The 18,763-nt window shown below is 70.5% G+C and carries 18 protein-coding genes and 1 rRNA gene; 15 read left to right on the forward strand and 4 right to left on the reverse strand.

Annotated features, from left to right (window positions below; all coding sequences use genetic code 11):
• The 10 genes from rrf to ACFZDK_RS00050 form a co-directional block, all read left to right on the forward strand.
• Positions 1–105, forward strand: a 5S ribosomal RNA gene (gene rrf, locus ACFZDK_RS00005); the annotation flags it as partial.
• A gap of 60 nt (positions 106–165) precedes the next feature.
• Positions 166–810, forward strand: coding sequence for an HAD-IA family hydrolase (locus tag ACFZDK_RS00010; RefSeq protein ID WP_390968196.1), 645 nt, complete (start codon positions 166–168; stop codon positions 808–810).
• A gap of 93 nt (positions 811–903) precedes the next feature.
• Entirely contained in the window at positions 904–1,665 is a 762-nt protein-coding gene (locus ACFZDK_RS00015) for a VC0807 family protein (protein ID WP_390968198.1), read from the forward strand.
• Positions 1,666–1,746: 81 nt separating this feature from the next.
• A complete protein-coding gene (locus ACFZDK_RS00020; protein ID WP_390968201.1) occupies positions 1,747–2,964 on the forward strand; it encodes an MFS transporter in 1,218 nt (405 codons plus the stop codon).
• Positions 2,915–4,087 (forward strand): acetoin utilization protein AcuC, encoded by a 1,173-nt coding sequence (locus tag ACFZDK_RS00025; protein WP_390968205.1) that lies wholly within the window; start codon positions 2,915–2,917, stop codon positions 4,085–4,087. Before ACFZDK_RS00020 ends, ACFZDK_RS00025 begins: the two co-directional genes overlap by 50 nt.
• 207 nt (positions 4,088–4,294) lie before the next feature.
• A complete protein-coding gene (locus tag ACFZDK_RS00030) occupies positions 4,295–5,110 on the forward strand; it encodes a phosphatase (RefSeq protein ID WP_390968207.1) in 816 nt (271 codons plus the stop codon).
• 130 nt (positions 5,111–5,240) lie between these two features.
• Positions 5,241–5,450, forward strand: coding sequence for a helix-turn-helix domain-containing protein (locus ACFZDK_RS00035; protein WP_067299677.1), 210 nt, complete (start codon positions 5,241–5,243; stop codon positions 5,448–5,450).
• 132 nt (positions 5,451–5,582) lie between these two features.
• A complete protein-coding gene (locus ACFZDK_RS00040; RefSeq protein ID WP_003948845.1) occupies positions 5,583–5,681 on the forward strand; it encodes a 30S ribosomal protein bS22 in 99 nt (32 codons plus the stop codon).
• Positions 5,682–5,852: 171 nt separating this feature from the next.
• On the forward strand, positions 5,853–6,911 hold the full coding sequence (locus ACFZDK_RS00045) for an NAD-dependent epimerase/dehydratase family protein (RefSeq protein WP_390968209.1): 1,059 nt from the start codon (positions 5,853–5,855) through the stop codon (positions 6,909–6,911).
• Positions 6,912–6,925: 14 nt separating this feature from the next.
• Complete coding sequence (locus ACFZDK_RS00050) at positions 6,926–7,987, forward strand: lysophospholipid acyltransferase family protein (protein WP_355721828.1); 1,062 nt, start codon at positions 6,926–6,928, stop codon at positions 7,985–7,987.
• Positions 7,988–8,107: 120 nt separating this feature from the next.
• Here the strand turns inward: ACFZDK_RS00050 and ACFZDK_RS00055 are convergent, their stop codons facing one another.
• From ACFZDK_RS00055 to ACFZDK_RS00065, 3 genes are all read right to left on the reverse strand, one after another.
• Positions 8,108–9,352, reverse strand: a complete 1,245-nt coding sequence (locus tag ACFZDK_RS00055) for a DUF5667 domain-containing protein (RefSeq protein ID WP_390968212.1) — start codon at positions 9,350–9,352, stop codon at positions 8,108–8,110.
• 234 nt (positions 9,353–9,586) lie between these two features.
• Positions 9,587–10,369, reverse strand: a complete 783-nt coding sequence (locus ACFZDK_RS00060; protein ID WP_390968214.1) for an ECF subfamily RNA polymerase sigma factor, BldN family — start codon at positions 10,367–10,369, stop codon at positions 9,587–9,589.
• A 397-nt stretch (positions 10,370–10,766) separates the two neighbouring features.
• Positions 10,767–11,705 carry an HAD-IB family hydrolase gene (locus ACFZDK_RS00065; RefSeq protein WP_390968216.1) on the reverse strand — a complete coding sequence of 313 codons (939 nt, stop codon included), beginning with the start codon at positions 11,703–11,705 and terminating at the stop codon, positions 10,767–10,769.
• Between the two features lie 118 nt (positions 11,706–11,823).
• On the opposite strand from ACFZDK_RS00065, the gene ACFZDK_RS00070 reads away from it, so the two are divergent.
• From ACFZDK_RS00070 to ACFZDK_RS00090, 5 genes are all read left to right on the forward strand, one after another.
• Entirely contained in the window at positions 11,824–12,108 is a 285-nt protein-coding gene (locus ACFZDK_RS00070) for a glutaredoxin family protein (protein WP_390968218.1), read from the forward strand.
• A 280-nt stretch (positions 12,109–12,388) separates the two neighbouring features.
• On the forward strand, positions 12,389–13,144 hold the full coding sequence (locus tag ACFZDK_RS00075; protein WP_390968220.1) for a redox-sensing transcriptional repressor Rex: 756 nt from the start codon (positions 12,389–12,391) through the stop codon (positions 13,142–13,144).
• Entirely contained in the window at positions 13,141–14,841 is a 1,701-nt protein-coding gene (locus tag ACFZDK_RS00080) for a glutamyl-tRNA reductase (RefSeq protein ID WP_390968222.1), read from the forward strand. Before ACFZDK_RS00075 ends, ACFZDK_RS00080 begins: the two co-directional genes overlap by 4 nt.
• On the forward strand, positions 14,838–15,797 hold the full coding sequence (gene hemC, locus ACFZDK_RS00085) for a hydroxymethylbilane synthase (RefSeq protein ID WP_390968224.1): 960 nt from the start codon (positions 14,838–14,840) through the stop codon (positions 15,795–15,797). Before ACFZDK_RS00080 ends, hemC begins: the two co-directional genes overlap by 4 nt.
• On the forward strand, positions 15,794–17,500 hold the full coding sequence (locus ACFZDK_RS00090) for a uroporphyrinogen-III synthase (RefSeq protein WP_390968226.1): 1,707 nt from the start codon (positions 15,794–15,796) through the stop codon (positions 17,498–17,500). The genes hemC and ACFZDK_RS00090 overlap by 4 nt, the downstream gene beginning before the upstream one ends.
• Positions 17,501–18,279: 779 nt before the next feature.
• Here the strand turns inward: ACFZDK_RS00090 and ACFZDK_RS00095 are convergent.
• Positions 18,280–18,681: a hypothetical protein gene (locus ACFZDK_RS00095; protein WP_390968228.1), complete on the reverse strand. Its 402-nt coding sequence runs from the start codon at positions 18,679–18,681 to the stop codon at positions 18,280–18,282.
• Positions 18,682–18,763 lie beyond the last annotated feature (82 nt).

Below are 18,763 nucleotides of genomic sequence, written 5' to 3' on the forward strand. Positions count from 1 at the left end.
AGCGTGAGGGAAACGCCCGGTTACATTCCGAACCCGGAAGCTAAGCCTTACAGCGCCGATGGTACTGCAGGGGGGACCCTGTGGGAGAGTAGGACACCGCCGAACAAATTTTGGGAAAGGCCCACGCCGTATGGCGTGGGCCTTTCTGCATTTAAGCTCAGGGGTATGCGCTATGACCTCGTCATCTTCGACAACGACGGCGTTCTCGTCGACAGTGAGCCCATCTCCAACCGGCTCCTGGCCGCCTACCTCACCGAGCTCGGGCATCCGACCTCCTACGAGGACTCGATACGGGACTACATGGGATCGGCGATGCACCGGGTCCATGAGCTCGTCCAGGAGCGTACGGGGCAGCGGTTGCCGGACGACTTCGACGATGTCTTTCACAGCCGGGTGTTCGCCGCGTTCGAGCGGGAGTTGAAGCCCGTGGCCGGAGCGGCGGAGGTGCTGGAGCGGCTTGCGGCGGACGGGGTGCCGTACTGCGTGGCGTCGTCCGGGAGCCATGAGCGGATCCGGGTGGGGCATCGGACGACGGGGCTCGACCGGTGGTTCGACGAGTCGCGGGTGTTCAGTTCGCAGGACGTGGGGCGGGGGAAGCCGGCGCCGGATCTCTTCCTGTACGCGGCCGAGCGGATGGGGGTCGCGCCGGGGCGTTGTGCCGTCGTAGAAGACAGTCCGCTGGGGGTGCAGGCGGCGGTCGCGGCCGGGATGGATGTGTACGGGTTCACGGCCATGACGCCGGCCGAGCGGCTGCGGGGTGCCACTCAACTCTTCTCCGACCTGGGGCACTTGGCTGACCTGCTGGAATGACCGGGGGCATGACGGGGGCGCTGACAATTGTCATGCCGAGCTCCGGACGTTCGTTTCTACTGGGGGACCCCGCCCGGACGCGAAGCTGAGGGCATGACGAAGACGACGAACACCGGGTCCCAGAGCAAGCAGCGGCAGGCGGGCGTGCTGGAGAACCTCCGGCCGCTGATCGTGGATGTGGCGGTGCCCCTCGGGTCGTACTACTTCTTCAAGGAGGCCTTCGGGATGAGCACCTTCGCGGCGCTCGCCTGGAGCAGTGTGGTGCCGGCCGTGCGGACGGTCTGGAGTGTGGTCAGGGAACGCCGGGTCAACGGGCTGGCGGCGCTGATCCTGGTCGTGAACGTGGTCGGGCTGGCGCTCAGCTTCGTCTCCGGCGACCCGCGGCTGATGCTGGCCAAGGACGGTGCGGTCAGCAGCACGGTCGGGATCGGGATCCTGGTGTCGGTGGCGCTGGGGAAGCCGATGATGACGGCGGGGCTGAAGCCCTTCCTGGTGAAGGGGGACGCGGCGCGGGAGGCCGCCTGGGAGCGGCTGGCCTCCGGGACCGCGGTCCGGTCGGCGGAGTTCCTGAAGAAGGAGCGGGTCTTCTCCGTGATCTGGGGTCTGGTGCTGGTGGTGGAGTGTGTGGCCCGGGTCGTCGGCGCCTACACGATCCCGGTGGCCACCATGGTCTGGCTGAGCTCGCTGCTCCTGGTCGTGGCGATCACCCTCGGGATGGTGGTCTGCGGCGGGGCGGCCGCCGAGCCGATGGCGTGCCTGATCACCGACGAGGTGAAGCGCCAGGAGGCGGCCGCGCAGGAGCGGGAGAAGGAGCAGGCGGAGGGGCAGGAGCCGCGGCTCGCTGTCGCCGCCTGAGCGGCACGAAGGTAAAGCTGAAGGAAATTCATCTTTGGCTGGATCTACCCACGAGTACGCCGGGGCCCTACGCTCGCCGCCATGACAGATGTGCTGCGGCGCGGTAGGGCCTCATTGGCGTTCAGCTTCTTCACGCAGGGCGCCACGTTCGCGCTGCTGGTGACGCGCATCCCCGCCATCCAGGACCGGTACGGCGTCTCGGACGCGCTGCTGCCGGTCTTTCTGGCTGCCGTGCCGATCCTGGCCGGTGTCGGCAGTGTCACCACCGAGCAGTTGGTGAAGCGGATACGGCCGAGTCTGCTGCTGCGCTGGTCCCAGCCCGTGGTGATGCTGGCGCTGCTCGGGGTCGGGGCCGGCGGGGCGATGGCCGAGCTCGCGGTGTCGCTGGCCGTGTTCGGGCTGGCCGTCGGGGCGCTGGACGCCTCGATGAACATGCTGGGGGTGAGCCTGCAGCGGACGTACGGGCGCAGCATCATGCTCAGCTTCCACGCCGCGTACAGCCTGGGCGGGATTCTGGGGGCCTCGCTGGCCTGGGTGGGCGCGCACTGGCACCTCGCGCTGTGGGTGTCGTATCTGCCGGTCGTGGCGGTGCTGCTGCCGGCCGCGCTGGTGGGGAGCCGGTGGTATGTGGACGGTGATCCCGCGCCGGTGGAGGACGCGACGGGCGAGGGTGCGGGCGGCGGTGTCGTCTTCAAGCTGCTGCTGCCGCTGTGTCTGGTGATGACCTTCGCGTACATCGGGGACTCGACGGTCTCCAACTGGAGTGCGAAGTATCTGAAGGACGTCCTGGGCAGCAGTGAGCAGCTCGCGACCGTGCCCTACAACGTGTACATGGTGACCACGCTGGTCGGGCGGGCCATCGGGGACTTCGGGGTACGGCGGTTCGGGGCCGTGGCCGTCGTACGGCTGGGGGCGCTGGTGGCGGCCGGGGGGTTCGCGGTGGTGGCGGTGGCGCCGGGGGCCTGGGTGGGGATGGTCGGGTTCACCCTGCTGGGGCTGGGGTTGTGTGTGCTGGTGCCGCAGACCTTCGCGGCGGCCGGGAGGTTGTTCCCGGGGTCTTCGGATGCGGCCATCGCGCGACTGAACATCTTCAACTACGTCGGGTTTCTGATCGGTTCGCCGTTGGTGGGTGCTCTCGGCGACGCGTGGAGCTATCGCGGGGCGATGCTGGTGCCGATGGTGTTGGTGCTGGTGACGTTGGTGTACGCCCGTTCGTTCGCGACCAGGTCGGACCGATACGGTGGCGGTCATGAGCGGCCGCGCACAGCTGATGTGGGACGAGGCAGTAACGGGATATGACTTCGGTCCGGGCCATCCGATGGATCCGGTCCGGCTGGCGTTGACCCGGAGTCTGGTCGGTGCCTTCGGGCTCGACCGGGTGGCGGATGTCGTCGCGGCGAAGCCGGCCGGGGAGTCGACGCTGCGGCTGGTGCACCGCGAGGACTACATCGAGGCCGTGAAGGCGGCCTCGGCGGATCCGGCGGCGGCCGATCAGTCGTACGGGCTGGGGACGGTCGATGATCCGGCCTTCGCCGGGATGCACGAGGTGTCCGCGCTGATCGCGGGGCAGTCGGTGGGGGCCGCGGAGGCCGTGTGGCGGGGGGACGCGGATCACGCCGTGAACTTCGCGGGCGGGCTGCATCACGCGATGCCGGGGGCGGCGTCCGGGTTCTGCGTCTACAACGACGCCTCGATCGCGATCGCGCGGCTGCTGGAGCTCGGTGCCGAGCGGGTCGCCTACGTCGATGTGGACGTGCATCACGGGGACGGGGTGCAGGCCGCGTTCTGGGAGGATCCGCGGGTTCTGACGATCTCGCTGCACGAGCATCCCCGGACGCTGTTCCCGCAGACCGGGTGGCCGCAGGAGGTCGGGGACGGGGCGGGGGAGGGGTCCGCGGTGAACGTGGCGTTGCCGGCGGGGACCGGGGACGCGGGGTGGTTGCGGGCGTTCCACGCGGTCGTGCCGGAGCTGGTCGCCGACTTCCGGCCGCAGGTGCTGGTCACCCAGCACGGGGCCGATACGCATTTCGAGGATCCGCTGGCTCATCTGGCCGTCTCGCTGGACGCGCAGCGGGCGGTGCAGGTGGCCTGTCATGAGCTGGCGCACGAGTACGCCGGGGGGAAGTGGCTCGCGTTGGGCGGGGGCGGATACGAGGTGGTGGACGTCGTACCTCGGTCGTGGACGCATCTGGTGGCGATCGCGGCGGGGCGGGAGATCGAGCCCGAGACGCTGGTTCCCGAGGGGTGGCGGCAGGAAGTGTTCGCCCGGACTCGGCAGTTGGGGCCGGGGCGGATGACGGACGGGCGGTGGCCGGTGGGGTGGGCGTCGTGGGAGGCGGGGTACGACCCGGCTGATCGGCTGGATCAGGCTGTGCTGGCCACCCGGCGGGCTGTGTTTCCGTTGCGGGGATTGCTGGCGTAGGGGTTTTCTCGCCCCCGCCGCCCCTACCCGTCCCATCACCGGGGGGCTGCGCCCCCTTCGACCCCCGCTTCGGCCTGGACGGCCTCGTCCTCAAGCGCCGGACGGGCTGGGTGGGTGGTGTCCGGGGGTGGTCAAACGTTACGCCGACCGTGCGGTGTTCTTCTGGTCTCCGCTCTTCGCCGGGCGCCGTCCGTCACCATCTCAGCCGTGTTGAGTGCTGGTGAGCTTCGTGCGTACCTCGTGGCTGTCGGGCTTGCCGGGGTGGTGGCCACCTCTCGGGAGCGGAGTCTTCGGCGTTACCGCCTGTTCGCTGCTCGGGATCCTCGGGTGTTGATCGGGATTGATCCACAAGGGACGTGGAGCGAGCGGGAATTGGTTCGGTTGATGGCGGACAAGTGTGGGGTTTCGGACGATCCGCGGTGTGTTTCAGGGCATGATGTGATCGACCCGGAACGCACGGTGGCCGCGCTGGATGCCTTCGCGGAGCGGGTGGGGGACGTCGCCAGGCGGCGGGCCCCGGTGCTGTTCGGGACCGGGCATCCGCACCGGCTGATCGGGTTCTACGCCGGTCTCGCGGACGCGTTGTCGGCGGCGGGGTGTGAGGTTCTCACCCCTGCGCAGGGTCGCTGTGTCGACATAACGACCCGGTTCGGTCTACGTACCTGCAACCTCGATTACGTACGAGGTGTCGGGTTCGTGAGAGAAACGGGCCGTGAACGCCCCGGTTGTGCGCCGGGTACGCACACGCATTCGCCGCTGCCGGTTCGGGTGGCGCTGGATGCGGCGGCGGGGGGTGGAGGGCCGCTGCCAGAGCTGGTGGTGGGGGATCATGGATGGGTCTGCGGCGCAGGTCAGCTCGGGTTTGAGGCCATTGGGCTCGCGGATACGGATGACCCTGCGCTCTTCGTGGGGGAGGCCGAGGGGGCCGTGTCCGTCGCCGTTCCGGTTGATGACGGCGTGCGGTCTGATTACTACACGCCGCTTACCCGCTACGTACTCAATCGAGCGTGTCTGTCACAGTAGGCCGCCGATGGGTGCACCTCTTCCCCACTCGCATCACCCGCCCCTACATTGGGGAGTGAGCACGCAACGACGAAGAGTCACCGGAAGGGGAAGCCGGTGGCCCGTCGAGTGCGGAAGGTTCAGGTGTGTCATGGCAGCTGGCGAGAGGCCTCTGAACGAGGTTGTGTTCCTTACCGTGGCGGAGGTCGCCGCGGTGATGCGAGTGTCGAAGATGACCGTGTACCGGCTGGTGCACAGCGGTCATCTGCCCGCGATCCGGGTGGGGCGGTCCTTCCGCGTCCCCGAGCAAGCGGTACACGAGTACCTTCGCGAGAGCTATGTGGGGGTGGAGACCGCCTGACGGACGTTCCGGGATTCGTTCCGGGGCACCTCGATTACGACCTCAGCGCTCGGGCGGGTAGGCTAGCCCCTCGTAGGTCGTATGGGCCCATGATGCCCAGCACCGAGTGATGAGAAGTGAGCGAGGGTAGTCGTGGGCTCTGTTATCAAGAAGCGGCGCAAGCGGATGGCCAAGAAGAAGCACCGCAAGCTGCTCAAGCGCACGCGTGTTCAGCGTCGTAACAAGAAGTAATTACGGCGCCGAGCCGCGAGAGCTTGTGTGTGGCCCCCCACCAGTACGGTGGGGGGCCACATGCATTTTCCGGCCGTTGCGGCTCGTCATGGCCCGCCGGGGGTCATGCCGGCGCAACATCGACCCGCTAAGTTGGCCCGCATACGGGAACACGGAAGAAAGGCGCTGATCTTGGGGAAGGTCGTGCTCGTGACCGGAGTGGCCCGTCAGCTCGGGGGCCGGTTCGTACGACGTATTCAGCGTGACCCCGAAGTGGACCGGGTCGTCGCCGTGGACGCGGTGGCGCCGGAGCACCATCTGGGCGGGGCGGACTTCATCCAGACCGACATCCGGCAGCCGAGCATCGCCCGGGTGCTGGCCGAGAGCGGTGCCGACACCGTCGTCCACATGGATGTGACCGGGACACCGCTGGGGAGCGGCAGCCGGGCCACCGTCAAAGAGACCAATGTCATCGGGACGATGCAGCTGCTCGGCGCCTGTCAGAAGTCGCCGAACGTGAAGCGGCTGGTGATCAAGTCCAGTACGAACGTGTACGGCTCCGCGCCGAAGGATCCCGCCGTCTTCACGGAGACGACCCCGCCGAAATCCCTGCCCAGCGGGGGGTTCGCGAAGGACACGGTGGAGGTCGAGGGATATGTGCGGGGGTTCGCCAGGAGGCGGCCGGACGTGGCGGTGTGTGTGCTGCGGTTCGCCAATATCCTCGGGGCCACCGCCGACACCCCGCTCGCGTCCTATTTCTCGCTGCCCGTGCTGCCCACCGTCTTCGGGTACGACCCCCGGCTGCAGTTCGTGCACGAGGACGATGTGATCGACGTGCTGCGGATCGCCTCGCACGATCCGGTCCGGGGGACGCTGAACAGCGGCACGTTCAACATCGCGGGTGACGGGGTGCTGTTGCTCTCGCAGTGTTCGCGGCGGCTGGGGCGGCCCACCGTGCCGCTGCTGCTGCCGGCGGTCACCTGGGCCGGGTCCCTGGTGCGGACGCTCGGTATGAGCGACTTCTCGCCCGAGCAGATCCGGCTGCTGACGCACGGCCGGGTGGTGTCCACCGACCAGATGCGCGAGACGCTGGGATTCCGGCCGAAGTACACGACGGCGGAGACGTTCGCGGACTTCGTGCGGGCCCAGGCCCCGGGGCTGCTGCCGCCCGAGGCGGTGGCAGCGGCCGTCGACCGGCTCGCCGCGCTGGGCGGCGGCCCGACAAAGACCCCGACCAAGAGCGCCAACTGAGGAGCGCAACAACGATGGCGGACGCCAAGGTCATTCCGTTCGACGACGACCGGTCCCGCGGGGCTGCCGTGCAGCGGCCGGCCCGGCGCCGGGGTCAGGGGGGCCGTCGTGGCGGCGGCGAGCAGGCGGCGGTGGTGCGTGAGGTCCAGCCCCTCGCCGGGCGGATCCCCGCGCAGGAAGATGTGCATGTGAACCGGGAGAGCCCTGAGACGGGCGTGGAGCAGCCGCACGACGACGCCGGCCTGGAGCAGCGCGTGGCGCGCGGGCTCGCGTTTCTGCGGCGGCGGCTGACCGGGGACTACGAGGTCGACGACTTCGGGTACGACGAGGAGCTGACCGACCAGGTCCTGATGTCCCTGCTGCGGCCGGTGTACGAGAAGTACTTCCGGGTCGAGGTGAAGGGCATGGAGAACATCCCGGCGGAGGGCGGTGCGCTGATCGTCGCCAACCATTCCGGGACGCTGCCGCTGGACGGGCTGATGATGCAGGTCGCCGTGCACGATCACCATCCGGCGAATCGTCACCTCAGGCTGCTCGCCGCGGATCTGGTCTTCGTGCTGCCGGTCGTCAACGAGCTGGCGCGGAAGCTGGGGCACACGCTCGCGTGCGCGGAGGACGCGGAGCGGCTGCTGGCCCAGGGTGAGCTGGTCGGGGTGATGCCGGAGGGGTTCAAGGGCATCGGGAAGCCGTTCAGCGAGCGGTACAAGCTCCAGCGGTTCGGGCGGGGCGGGTTCGTGTCGACGGCGTTGCGGAAGGGGGCGCCGATCATTCCCTGCTCGATCGTGGGGGCGGAGGAGATCTATCCGATGATCGGCAACGCGAAGACGCTGGCCCGGGTGCTGGGATTCCCGTATTTCCCGTTGACGCCGACGTTTCCGTGGCTGGGGCCGTTGGGCGGGATTCCGCTGCCGACGAAGTGGACGATTCAGTTCGGGGAGCCGATCCGTACGGACGGCTATCCGCCGGAGGCGGCCGAGGATCCGATGCTGATGTTCAATCTGACGGATCAGGTGCGGGAGCAGATTCAGCACACGCTGTACAAGTTGCTTGTGCAGCGGAGGTCGGTTTTCTTCTGAGGCGCGATGCGTTGAGATCTGGGTGCGCGTTCGGTGGGGGCTGGTCGCGCCCACGCGGCGGAGCCGCACATTGATACAGCCCCGCGCCCCTTTGGGGCGCGGGGAGTGAACCTCTGTCGGCTAGTTGCCGGTGTTCTCGCTGTCGATGCCCAGGCCGGGTAGCAGGCCCGGGAGGAGCGGGGGCAGGGTGACGTCGGGTTCGGTGATTGCGCTCTTTGAGGGGGGCGGGCTGGTCGTGCCGGTCTTCGGAGGGTCGAGGAGGCCGCCCGTGGTGCCGCCGATCAGGCCGTTGTCGGCGCTGCCGGAGGCCGAGCCGCTGGGGCTGCCGGTGCCGGATTCGTGGCCGGAGGAGGAGCTGCCGGAGGACGACGGGGCCGTCGACCGGTGGCGGCCGGAGGAACCGGTGGACGCCGTGCCGGAGCCCTGCCTGCCGGTGTCGCCGCCCGTGCTCTGGGGCGGTTGGGGGAGCAGGGACTGCAGCGGGCCGACCTCTTGGTCTATGGCGTCGAAGACCGATGACACCTGCTGGCTGACGTCCCCGAGCTGGACCGGGAGCTTGTCGCGCAGGGCGCCCCAGGCCTCGCGGTGCGACTGGGCGAAGGTGGACAGGGCCTGGATGGGGCCCAGGGAGTTCGGATCGCGCTCGTAGGCCTCGTGGAGCAGGCGGTGGCCCTCGGTGACGTCCTGCTGCATCCCGGACAGGGTGCGGCGGATCTCGCCGATCGACTCGTGGTCGAGGTGGCCGCCGCGGCCCCGCTCCATCAGCCGGCGGGCCTCCATCAGCCTGGTCGAGGCCTGGTCGAGGTAGGTCTGGCCGCGCTGGTCGTCGCCGTCGGACAGATAGTTGAGCTTGAAGTCCTCGATGCCGCGTTTGAGGCCGTACAGCGAGTCGCCGGGCAGGGCGTCGGAGCTGGCGGCGGCGACGCCGCCGAAGGCTCCGGCGGCCACGCCGACGCTCAGGCCGCCCGCGGCGAGCCCCTTGGTGAGCCGGGAACGCGGTCGCAGTTTGCCCAGTGGACTCGCCCGGTGCGCGCCCCTGGCCCGGCCGGAACGCTGCCCAGGCACGGATGTGTCCGCCGCCCCGCCCAGGGTGCCCTCCGCGAGCATGGCCTCCATCGCGGCCACCAGTTGGGCCCGCTGGACGACCTTGACCTCCGGATCGAGCTCCGGTTTGGGCAGAGCGGCGAGACCCGTCGCCAGGGCCAGCAGCTCGCCCGGCTCGGTCCGTTCGGCGCGATCCGCTGCGGCCGGTGGATCGCCCGCCGGGACCTCGGACCGCTCGGTCGCCGGGTCCCGGTCGGGCTGCTCCTCCAGGGCCTGGGCGAAGGCGTTCGCCCGCCGGTGGGCCGATACGTTCGCGATCACTGGCGGCACCTCCTCTCGTCATGACGGTCGACTCCCCAGGGGGTCCTGAGGGTTGCACGCCCTCGACCGATGCACACGATCGTGTGATCAGGGTCTTGCTGGACGTGACCACAGGGAGCCTGTATCCCGCACAACGAGCGGCTCGGCACTTGGGTTACGGACGACCGGTGATCGACTGAGAATGGCAACAGGCTTTCACCGAGCGTGAGTTGGACGTCGCCGACGGTGCCCGGCTCAGCGGGCGTCGTCCGGGAGGAGCCGGGCGAGGGTGCGCACGGCCCGGTACTGGAGGGTCTTGATGGCGCCCTCGTTCTTGCCCATCACCCGGGCGGTCTCGGCGACCGAGAGGCCCTGCAGGAAGCGGAGCGTCACGCACTCCTGCTGCTGCGGGTTGAGGCGCCGTACGGCGTCGAGCAGTGCCGCGTTGGAGAGGGACTCCAGGACGGAGTCCTCGGGCGAGCGTTCGACCTCGTTGGCGTCGAGCATCTCGCCGGTCGTCACCTCCAGGCGGAAGCGGCTCGACTTGAAGTGGTCGGCGACCAGGTTGCGGGCGATCGTCACCAGCCAGGCGCCGAAGTCGCGGCCCTGCCAGGTGAAGGTGCCGATCCTGCGCAGCGCGCGCAGGAACGTCTCGCTGGTGAGGTCCTCGGCGGTCGCCTTGCCGCCGACGCGGTAGTAGATGTAGCGGTACACGGTGTCGCTGTACTGGTCGTAGAGGCGGCCGAAGGCGTCGGACTCGCCGGCCTGCGCGCGCTCCACGAGATCCATCATCCGGGCGCTGTCGCTGTCCGCGGCCGGACGGCGGGCGGTGGCGGCGCTGCCGGAGGTCCGGCTGCGTCTGCCGACGGCGGCGCCGCCGTCGGCCAGTGCGTAGCACGGGCCCACGGGGGCGCCGCCGGCGAAGGCGGGGACGGCGTACGCGGAGGGGACGAGGCCGCGCAGCGTCTCTTTGACCGTCGCGACCGTTGCGCGCAGCGTAGCCAGGCCCGAGGCGTCAACCCCGACGTGTGGGTACACGGGACTCCCAGAGGCAGAGCTTCCATCACGTGCAGTACGGGACCTTTCACCCGTCGTAGCGACGGAGGGGTACCGGTTTGCGTCTGAGGAGAATAACGCTTCGTGCAGGCACTGCTACACCGAGTTGCTCAAATCACCGATTGCGTCGCTTCTCTCACCGATTTGAGATGGTTCAAGTGCCGCAGAGTGACTGATTGTTGATCAGAAAGGTGCGTGTTCAGGCGGAGTCGAGGGCGTGTTGGGGCGGTCCCGCGATAATTCGGGCGCGTGGCGGGAGAACGGCGGGATGTTCGGGCGCGGGCGGGCGGAAGGCATGCCTGAGGGGCGCCCCGTGCGGGGCGCCGGGCTGTGCGGATGCGCGAATGCGGAGGTGCGGATGCGCGGCTCGGCCGCGTGGTTACCGCCGGCGCCGGGACAGCGCGATCGCCGCCGCCGTGCCGCCGGCCACCGCGCCGACCCCGGCCGCCGCCGGGATGCCGACCTTCGCCGCCTTGCGGCCCGTGCGGTAGTCGCGCAGGCGCCAGTCCAGCTCCCGGGCGTGCTTGCGCAGCTTGGTGTCCGGGTTGATGGCGTACGGGTGACCGACCAGGGAGAGCATCGGGATGTCGTTGTGGGAGTCGCTGTAGGCCGCGCAGCGGGAGAGGTCGAGGCCCTCGGCGGCGGCCAGGGCGCGGACCGCCTCCGCCTTCGCCGGGCCGTGCAGGGGCTCGCCCACCAGCTTGCCGGTGTAGACGCCGTCGACCGACTCGGCGACCGTGCCCAGTGCTCCGGTCAGGCCCAGCCGGCGGGCGATCACGCCGGCGATCTCCACCGGTGCCGCCGTGACGAGCCACACCTTCTGGCCCGCGTCCAGGTGGGCCTGGGCGAGGGCGCGGGTGCCGGGCCAGATGCGCTCGGCCATGTACTCGTCGTAGATCTCCTCGCCGATGGTCTGGAGCTCCGCGACGCGGTGGCCCTTGACGATCGACAGGGCCGAGTCGCGGGCCTCCTGCATGTGCTCGGGGTCCTCGACGCCGGCCAGCCGGAACCACGCCTGCTGCCAGGCGAACCGGGCGAGGTCGCGGGTCTCGAAGAACTTCCGCTTGTAGAGGCCGCGGCCGAAGTGGAAGATGGCGGCGCCCTGCATGACGGTGTTGTCCAGGTCGAAGAAGGCGGCGGCCTTGTCGTCGCCGAGCACCGGGAAGTCCGGCTCCGCGGCTTCTTCGGCGGTCGCCGACGCCTCTTCTGCCAGGGCTTCCTGGTTCTTGCGCGCAGCCTCCGCCGAGGCCTCGCCTGCCAACACGCTCCGCGCCGTGGCGGAGCGCCTACGGGGAGTGAGCCATCCGAGAGCGGCCATGTCGTGAGCATAGCCAGTCTGTTCGGTGCATCCGGAGTCGCGGGAGTTGGTTGGGTGTGAACTCTCCGCGACCGGTCTGTTAAACAACCAGTCAAACATGCCGTGGAAGAGCGGGAGAATGGACCGCATGAGTCCTCTCTTCGGCCGGAAGGCCCCCGCGTCTCGTGCGCGATCGGTCACTCTCATCCGTAAGCCGGGCTGTCATTTGTGCGATGACGCACAGGTCGTGGTCGAGAAGGTGTGCGGCGACCTCGACGTGCCCTGGGAGCAGAAGGACATCACCCAGGACGAACGGCTGCACGACCTGTACTGGGAGCAGATCCCGGTCGTCCTGGTCGACGGTGAGCAGCACACCTTCTGGCGTGTGAACGAAGAGCGCCTCCGTAAGGCACTGACTGACTAGTCCAAACCGGTGGGAAAGTCGCCTAGGATCGACGGCGGCTTGATCTCGGGGGCGGGATTCGTGAGGAGTGTGTACGGCTTTGCCCCCATTGGAGACGGAGCGTGAGCGCGTATGCGCCGGTTCCCCGCGACCGCGCCGAGGGTGCGTGACCCCGGTCACGTTGGCGGGGCAAATCGGACACCATCTTTGTGCACGCGTTCACAAAGACATAGCCTGCTGTCGACGGGGCGGTCCGGGTACGAGTGACCGTCCGCAGCCCCGCTCAACCCGTTGGAGCACCGTGGCAACTGGCCGAACTCACCGACCGGCGACCCGCAGCCGAGGTATCCCCGAGGCCACCGTCGCGCGGCTTCCGCTGTACCTCCGGGCGCTGACCGCACTGTCGGAGCGCTCGGTGCCCACGGTCTCCTCCGAAGAGCTGGCCGCGGCCGCGGGGGTCAACTCCGCCAAGCTGCGCAAGGACTTCTCTTACCTGGGTTCTTACGGAACGCGCGGTGTCGGCTACGACGTCGAGTACCTCGTCTACCAGATCTCCCGCGAGCTGGGCCTCACGCAGGACTGGCCGGTCGTGATCGTCGGTATCGGTAACCTCGGCGCCGCCCTCGCCAACTACGGCGGGTTCGCCTCGCGCGGTTTCCGGGTCGCGGCCCTGATCGACGCCGATCCCGCGATGGCCGGCAAGCCGGTCGCCGGTATCCCGGTGCAGCACACCGACGACCTGGAGAAGATCATCCAGGACAACGGCGTCAGCATCGGCGTGATCGCCACCCCGGCCGGCGCCGCCCAGCCCGTCTGCGACCGGCTCGTGGCCGCCGGGGTCACCTCCATCCTGAACTTCGCGCCGACCGTGCTGACCGTCCCGGACGGCGTCGACGTCCGCAAGGTCGACCTCTCCATCGAGCTGCAGATCCTCGCCTTCCACGAGCAGCGCAAGGCCGGCGAGGAGCACGACGGCGCGGTTCCGCCCGTCGCCCCGCACCAGGAGTCCGGCGAGCAGGGACCCGACGGGGACGTGCCCGCCGTGATGCCGGCATGAGTCTCCTCGTCGTCGGGCTGAGCCACCGCAGCGCCCCGGTCAGCGTCCTGGAACGGGCCGCGCTCACCACGGACGCCCAGGTCAAGCTGGTCCAGGACACGGTCGCCGCCGAGCCGGCCGCCGAGGCCGCGGTCCTCGCCACCTGCAACCGCATCGAGCTCTACGCCGACGTGGACAAGTTCCACGCCGGGGTCGCCGAGCTGTCCACGCTGCTCGCCCAGCACAGCGGGGTCGGGCTGGACGAGCTCACCCCTTATCTCTACGTGCACTACGAGGACCGGGCCGTCCACCACCTGTTCTCGGTGGCCTGTGGGCTGGACTCGATGGTCGTGGGCGAGGGGCAGATCCTCGGCCAGATCAAGGACTCGCTGGCCCGGGCGCAGGAGCTGCACAGCGCCGGCCGGCTGATGAACGACCTGTTCCAGCAGGGCCTCAGGGTCGGCAAGCGCGCCCACTCCGAGACCGGGATCGACCGGGCCGGACAGTCCCTGGTCACCTTCGGCCTGGAGCAGCTGGCCGCCGGTACCGACGTCGAGACCTGGGCCAAGGGCAAGAAGGCGCTGGTCATCGGCGCCGGCTCGATGTCCTCGCTGGCCGCCGCCACGCTCGCGCGGGCGGGGGTCGCGGAGATCGTCGTGGCCAACCGGACGCTGGACCGCGCGCAGCGGCTCGCACAGATCCTGAACGAGGGCGACGACACGCACGTGACGGCCCGCGCGGTACCGATGGATGCGGTGCCGGGCGAGCTGACACGTGCCGACCTCGCGGTCTCGTGTACCGGGGCGACGGGGCTGGTCCTCACCGCCGACGCGGTCGCGGCCGCGGTCGAGGGACGCACCGGCGAACCCGTCGCCGAGATCGACGTGGCCGTACCGGCGGCCCCGAAGCCGCTGCCCGCCGCGGGCCTCGGCGCGGACGAGAACTGCCCGCTCGACCTCACCGCCGCGCAGAGTGGTTTCTCCGTGATGGGCGAGGCCGCGGTCGCCGGGATGGCCGCCGCCGAGCTGGAGCAGCACGCGGCCTGGGTGGACAACGGGACGGTGGACATCCGGGAGACCGGCCGTCGTACCCCCGAGAACCTCGAAGCCGAAGCCGAGCTGATCGGCGCGCTCGCCGCGGCCGCCACCCGGGTCGGCCGGATCCCCGAGCGACGCAGGCCGGAGCCGGTCGCCGGGTTCGTACGCCCCGCTCCCGCGCTGTTCCTCCTCGACCTCGCCATGCCCCGCGACATCGACGCGGCCGCGCACCGGCTGGCCGGGGTGCGGCTGGTCGACATCGAGTCGCTGGCGGAGGCGTCGGCCGATGCTCCGATGGCCGCCGACGTCGACCAGGTCCGCCGTATCGTTTCGGACGAGGTGGCCGCGTTCGGGGCGGCGCAGCGGGCCGCGCACATCACGCCGACCGTGGTCGCGCTGCGCACCATGGCCGCCGATGTGGTGGCGGGCGAGATCGCCCGGCTCGACGGGCGCCTGCCCGACCTGGACGAGCGGCAGCGCGGGGAGATCCGGCAGGCCGTGCACCGGGTCGTCGACAAGCTGCTGCACGCGCCGACCGTACGGGTCAAGCAGCTCGCGGCCGAGCCCGGCGGTGCCGGGTACGCGGACGCGCTGCGGACCCTGTTCGACCTCGACCCCGAGACGGTGGCCGCCGTCTCCCGGGCCGTGGACAGCACAGACGAGAAGGACCGACCGGCATGAGTGACAATCCGCTGCGACTGGGGACCAGGCGATCCAGACTCGCCATGGCCCAGTCCGGGCAAGTGGCAGAAGCCGTGAGCCGGGTGACCGGACGGCCCGTCGAGCTCGTCGAGATCACCACCTACGGCGACACCTCCCGCGAGCACCTCGCACAGATCGGCGGCACGGGGGTCTTCGTGACCGCCTTGCGTGACGCGCTGCTGAGCGGTGAGGTCGACTTCGCGGTTCACTCGCTCAAGGACCTCCCGACCACCCAGCCCGAAGAGCTGGTGCTGGCGGCCGTACCGCTGCGCGAGGACCCCCGCGACGTGATCGTCGCCCGGGACGCGCTGAAGTTCACCGACCTGCCGCGCGGCGCGCGCATCGGCACCGGTTCGCCGCGCCGGACGGCGCAGCTGAACGCGTACGCCCGCACCCACGGGCTGGACATCGAGACCGTCCCGATCCGGGGGAACGTCGACACCCGCATCGGGTACATACACGACGGCGAGCTCGACGCGGTGGTGCTGGCGGCGGCCGGCCTCAGCCGCATCGGCCGCCTCGACGAGGTGACCGACTTCCTGTCGGTCGACACGATTCTGCCCGCCCCCGGCCAGGGGGCACTGGCGATCGAGTGCGTCGCGGACAACGCGTCGCTGATCGCCGCGCTCGGGGAACTCGACGACCCGTTCACCCGGGTCGCCGTGACCGCCGAGCGGTCACTGCTCGCCGCCCTGGAGGCCGGCTGCTCCGCCCCTGTGGGCGCGCTGGCCGACCTGCTGGCCGACGGGCAGATTGTCAAGGAAATGCGCCTGCGGGGAGTCGTCGGCACGACCGACGGCACCCGGATGGTGCAGTTGTCCACCACCGGTCCCGTGCCCGAGACATACGACCAGGCGACGACGCTCGGTCGCGAACTCGCCTCCGAGATGCTTGCCCAGGGCGCGGCCGGTCTGATGGGGGAGCGAGCACAGTGAGCCCCACCAACCTTCCCGCCGGCCTCGATCACGGGCACGTCACCTTCCTGGGTGCCGGACCCGGGGATCCGGGACTGCTGACCTTGCGTGCCGTGGAGGCACTGTCCAGCGCGGACGTCCTGGTCGCCGAGCACGAGGTGCTCGACGTGATCAGAGCCCACGCCAGGCAGGGCGTCTCCGTCGTGCCCACGAGTCCGGATTACTCGTCGGACCCGTATCCGGGCACAGGCGCGCCTCAACTCACGGTTGTTGACGGTGCGTCAACAACCGCTTCCCTCCCGCCCGTGCGGGATGCGGCTCATCTTGTCATGGAGGCCGCGCGGGGTGGCAGGCGGGTCGTCCGTGCGGTGTCCGGGGACCCGGGACTTGATACGTACGCCACCGAGGAAATGCTCGCCTGCGCGGCGGCCGGTGTGCCTTTCGAGGTCGTGCCGGGTGTCGCGGCGGCGGTGGGCGTGCCCGCGTACGCCGGTGTGCCGCTGCGCGACGCGCAGGGCACCGACGTCCGCTTCGTGGACGCCCGGACGGCCTCCGACCGGTGCTGGACCGAGGTCGGTGCCTCGGACGGCACGGTCGTCGTGTCGACCTCGCTCGATTCGGTCGCGGCCGCGGCCGGGGAGCTGGTCGCCGCGGGCCGCAAGCCGGACACGCCGCTGACCGTCACCGTCGCCGGTACGACGACCCGGCAGCGGACCTGGACCGCCACCCTCGGCACCATCGCGCAGACGCTGAAGCAGGCGAAGGTGCTGCCCTCGCCGGACGGCGGCCGGCCGGTGATAGCCGTGGTCGGTGAGCGGTCCGCCGCCGCCCAGCGCGACCAGTTGTCGTGGTTCGAGTCCAAGCCGCTGTTCGGCTGGAAGGTGCTCGTGCCGCGCACGAAGGAGCAGGCGGCCACGCTCTCCGACCAGCTGCGGTCGTACGGGGCCGTGCCGCACGAGGTGCCGACGATCGCCGTCGAACCGCCGCGCACGCCCCAGCAGATGGAGCGGGCGGTGAAGGGGCTCGTCACCGGACGGTACGAGTGGATCGCCTTCACGTCGGTCAACGCCGTCAAGGCGGTGCGGGAGAAGTTCGAGGAGTACGGGCTCGACGCCCGGGCCTTCGCGGGGATCAAGGTCGCGGCAGTCGGGGAGCAGACGGCGAAGGCGCTGGTCGCCTTCGGCGTGAAGCCGGATCTGGTGCCGAGCGGTGAGCAGAGCGCCGCGGGGCTCCTGGAGGACTGGCCGCCGTACGACCCCGTGTTCGATCCCATCGACCGGGTGTTCCTGCCGCGGGCCGACATCGCCACGGAGACGCTGGTCGCCGGGCTGATCGAGCTCGGGTGGGAGGTGGACGACGTGACCGCCTACCGCACCGTGCGGGCGTCGCCGCCGCCGGCCGAGACGCGGGAGGCGATCAAGGGCGGCGGGTTCGACGCCGTGCTGTTCACGTCGTCGTCCACCGTGCGGAACCTGGTGGGTATCGCCGGGAAGCCGCACAACGTGACGGTGATCGCGTGCATCGGTCCCGCGACGGCGAAGACCGCCGAGGAGCATGGGCTGCGGGTGGACGTGATGGCTCCGGAGCCGTCGGCGGGCAAGCTCGCGGAGGCGTTGGCCGAGTTCGGGCTGCGGCGGCGGGCGAGTGCGGTGGAGGCCGGGGATCCGGTGACTCGGCCCAGTGAGCGGCGGCCGGGGGCGCGCAGGAGGCGTACCACTACGTGAGGTGAGCTGCGGGAGGGGTGGGGGGGGGGGGGCCCCCCCCCCCCGCGGGGGGGGGGGGGGGGGGTGGGGGGGGGGGGGGGGGGGGGGGGGGGGCGGCCCCCCCGCACCCCTTTTGTGTTCGTGGTTGTCTGCGGGTGCGTTGTGGCTGGTCGCGCCCACGCGGCGGTAGCCGCACATCGATACAGCCCCGCGCCCCTCTCGGGGCACGTCGTTGTCGAGGACCTTTTTGAGGTCTGCGACGACTGTGGGGATCTCCCTGTCGAAGGCCAGGCCGTCGATGCCCTCGTCTGTGACCACGGCGAGGAGGGCTCGGGTGCCGACCGCGGTGATGATGACGTGGCCGGCGGTGCACTGGGCGGTGAGTTGGCGGAGGGTGCCGGTGTTGGCCACCACCAGGCCGTCGACGGTGGCCAGGACGGTCTCGGAGACGCCCATCACCCGGTCGCGCAACGAGAGGAGGATGTCCTGCACGGGGTCGCTCATGGTGGCTACTTCCTGTCGTTCCTGTCGTGCTCGGTGGTGCGGAGGCGCGGCCGGCCTCCCCGGGGCCGCTAGCGCTTGCGGCGGGGGAGCGGGGTCGCTGAGGGTTGCGATGGTGCCGTCGAGGGGTGGGGCGGGGTGCGCAGGGCCGTGCTGGGGCGGGCGGCGGCCGTGGCGGACGGGGGCTGGAGAAGGCCCTGGGCCAGGAGGTCGCGGAGGTCCACCATGACGGCGAACAGGCCGCGGCCGAGGGCGAACGCGATGTCCCGGGGGGGGGGGTCTGCGGCCGTCGGCGGCGGTCAGGACGGCGCGGTGCCGGGGGAGAGACGGGCGGTCTGCCGCGGGTCGCGGGCGGCGGGGGCCGGGGCCAGGCGGTCGCGGGCGAAGCGGGCCGTGGCGCCGCGTTCGTTCGCCAGCAGCCGGACACGGCGGGCGTTCTCGGTGACCAGGCGGGCGGGCGGTACTGCGGCGCCCGTTTCGAGCAGCGGGCGGGCGGCGGTCACCTCCCAGCCGTCCGGGCTGGTCAGGACCAGGGCGAAGGCCGCGTCGAAGAGCGCCGCCTGGCCGATGATCTCCAGTTCCGTGGCGCCCAGCAGGCCTTGGGCGACCAGTTCCCGGGCCAGCCGTGCGGGGTCGGTGCCGGCGGCGCGTACGGCGGCCCAGTCCTCCTCGGCGACCCGGTGCGACTTGAGCAGAAGCACCTCGACACCGGGGCGCCGGGTGTCTCCATGCCCACGACCAGGCCGTCCCGGACGTGGATGACACCGCCCGGGGTGCCCGAGA

The sequence above is a fragment of the Streptomyces sp. NPDC007901 genome, from assembly GCF_042959465.1.
GTDB lineage: Bacteria > Actinomycetota > Actinomycetes > Streptomycetales > Streptomycetaceae > Streptomyces.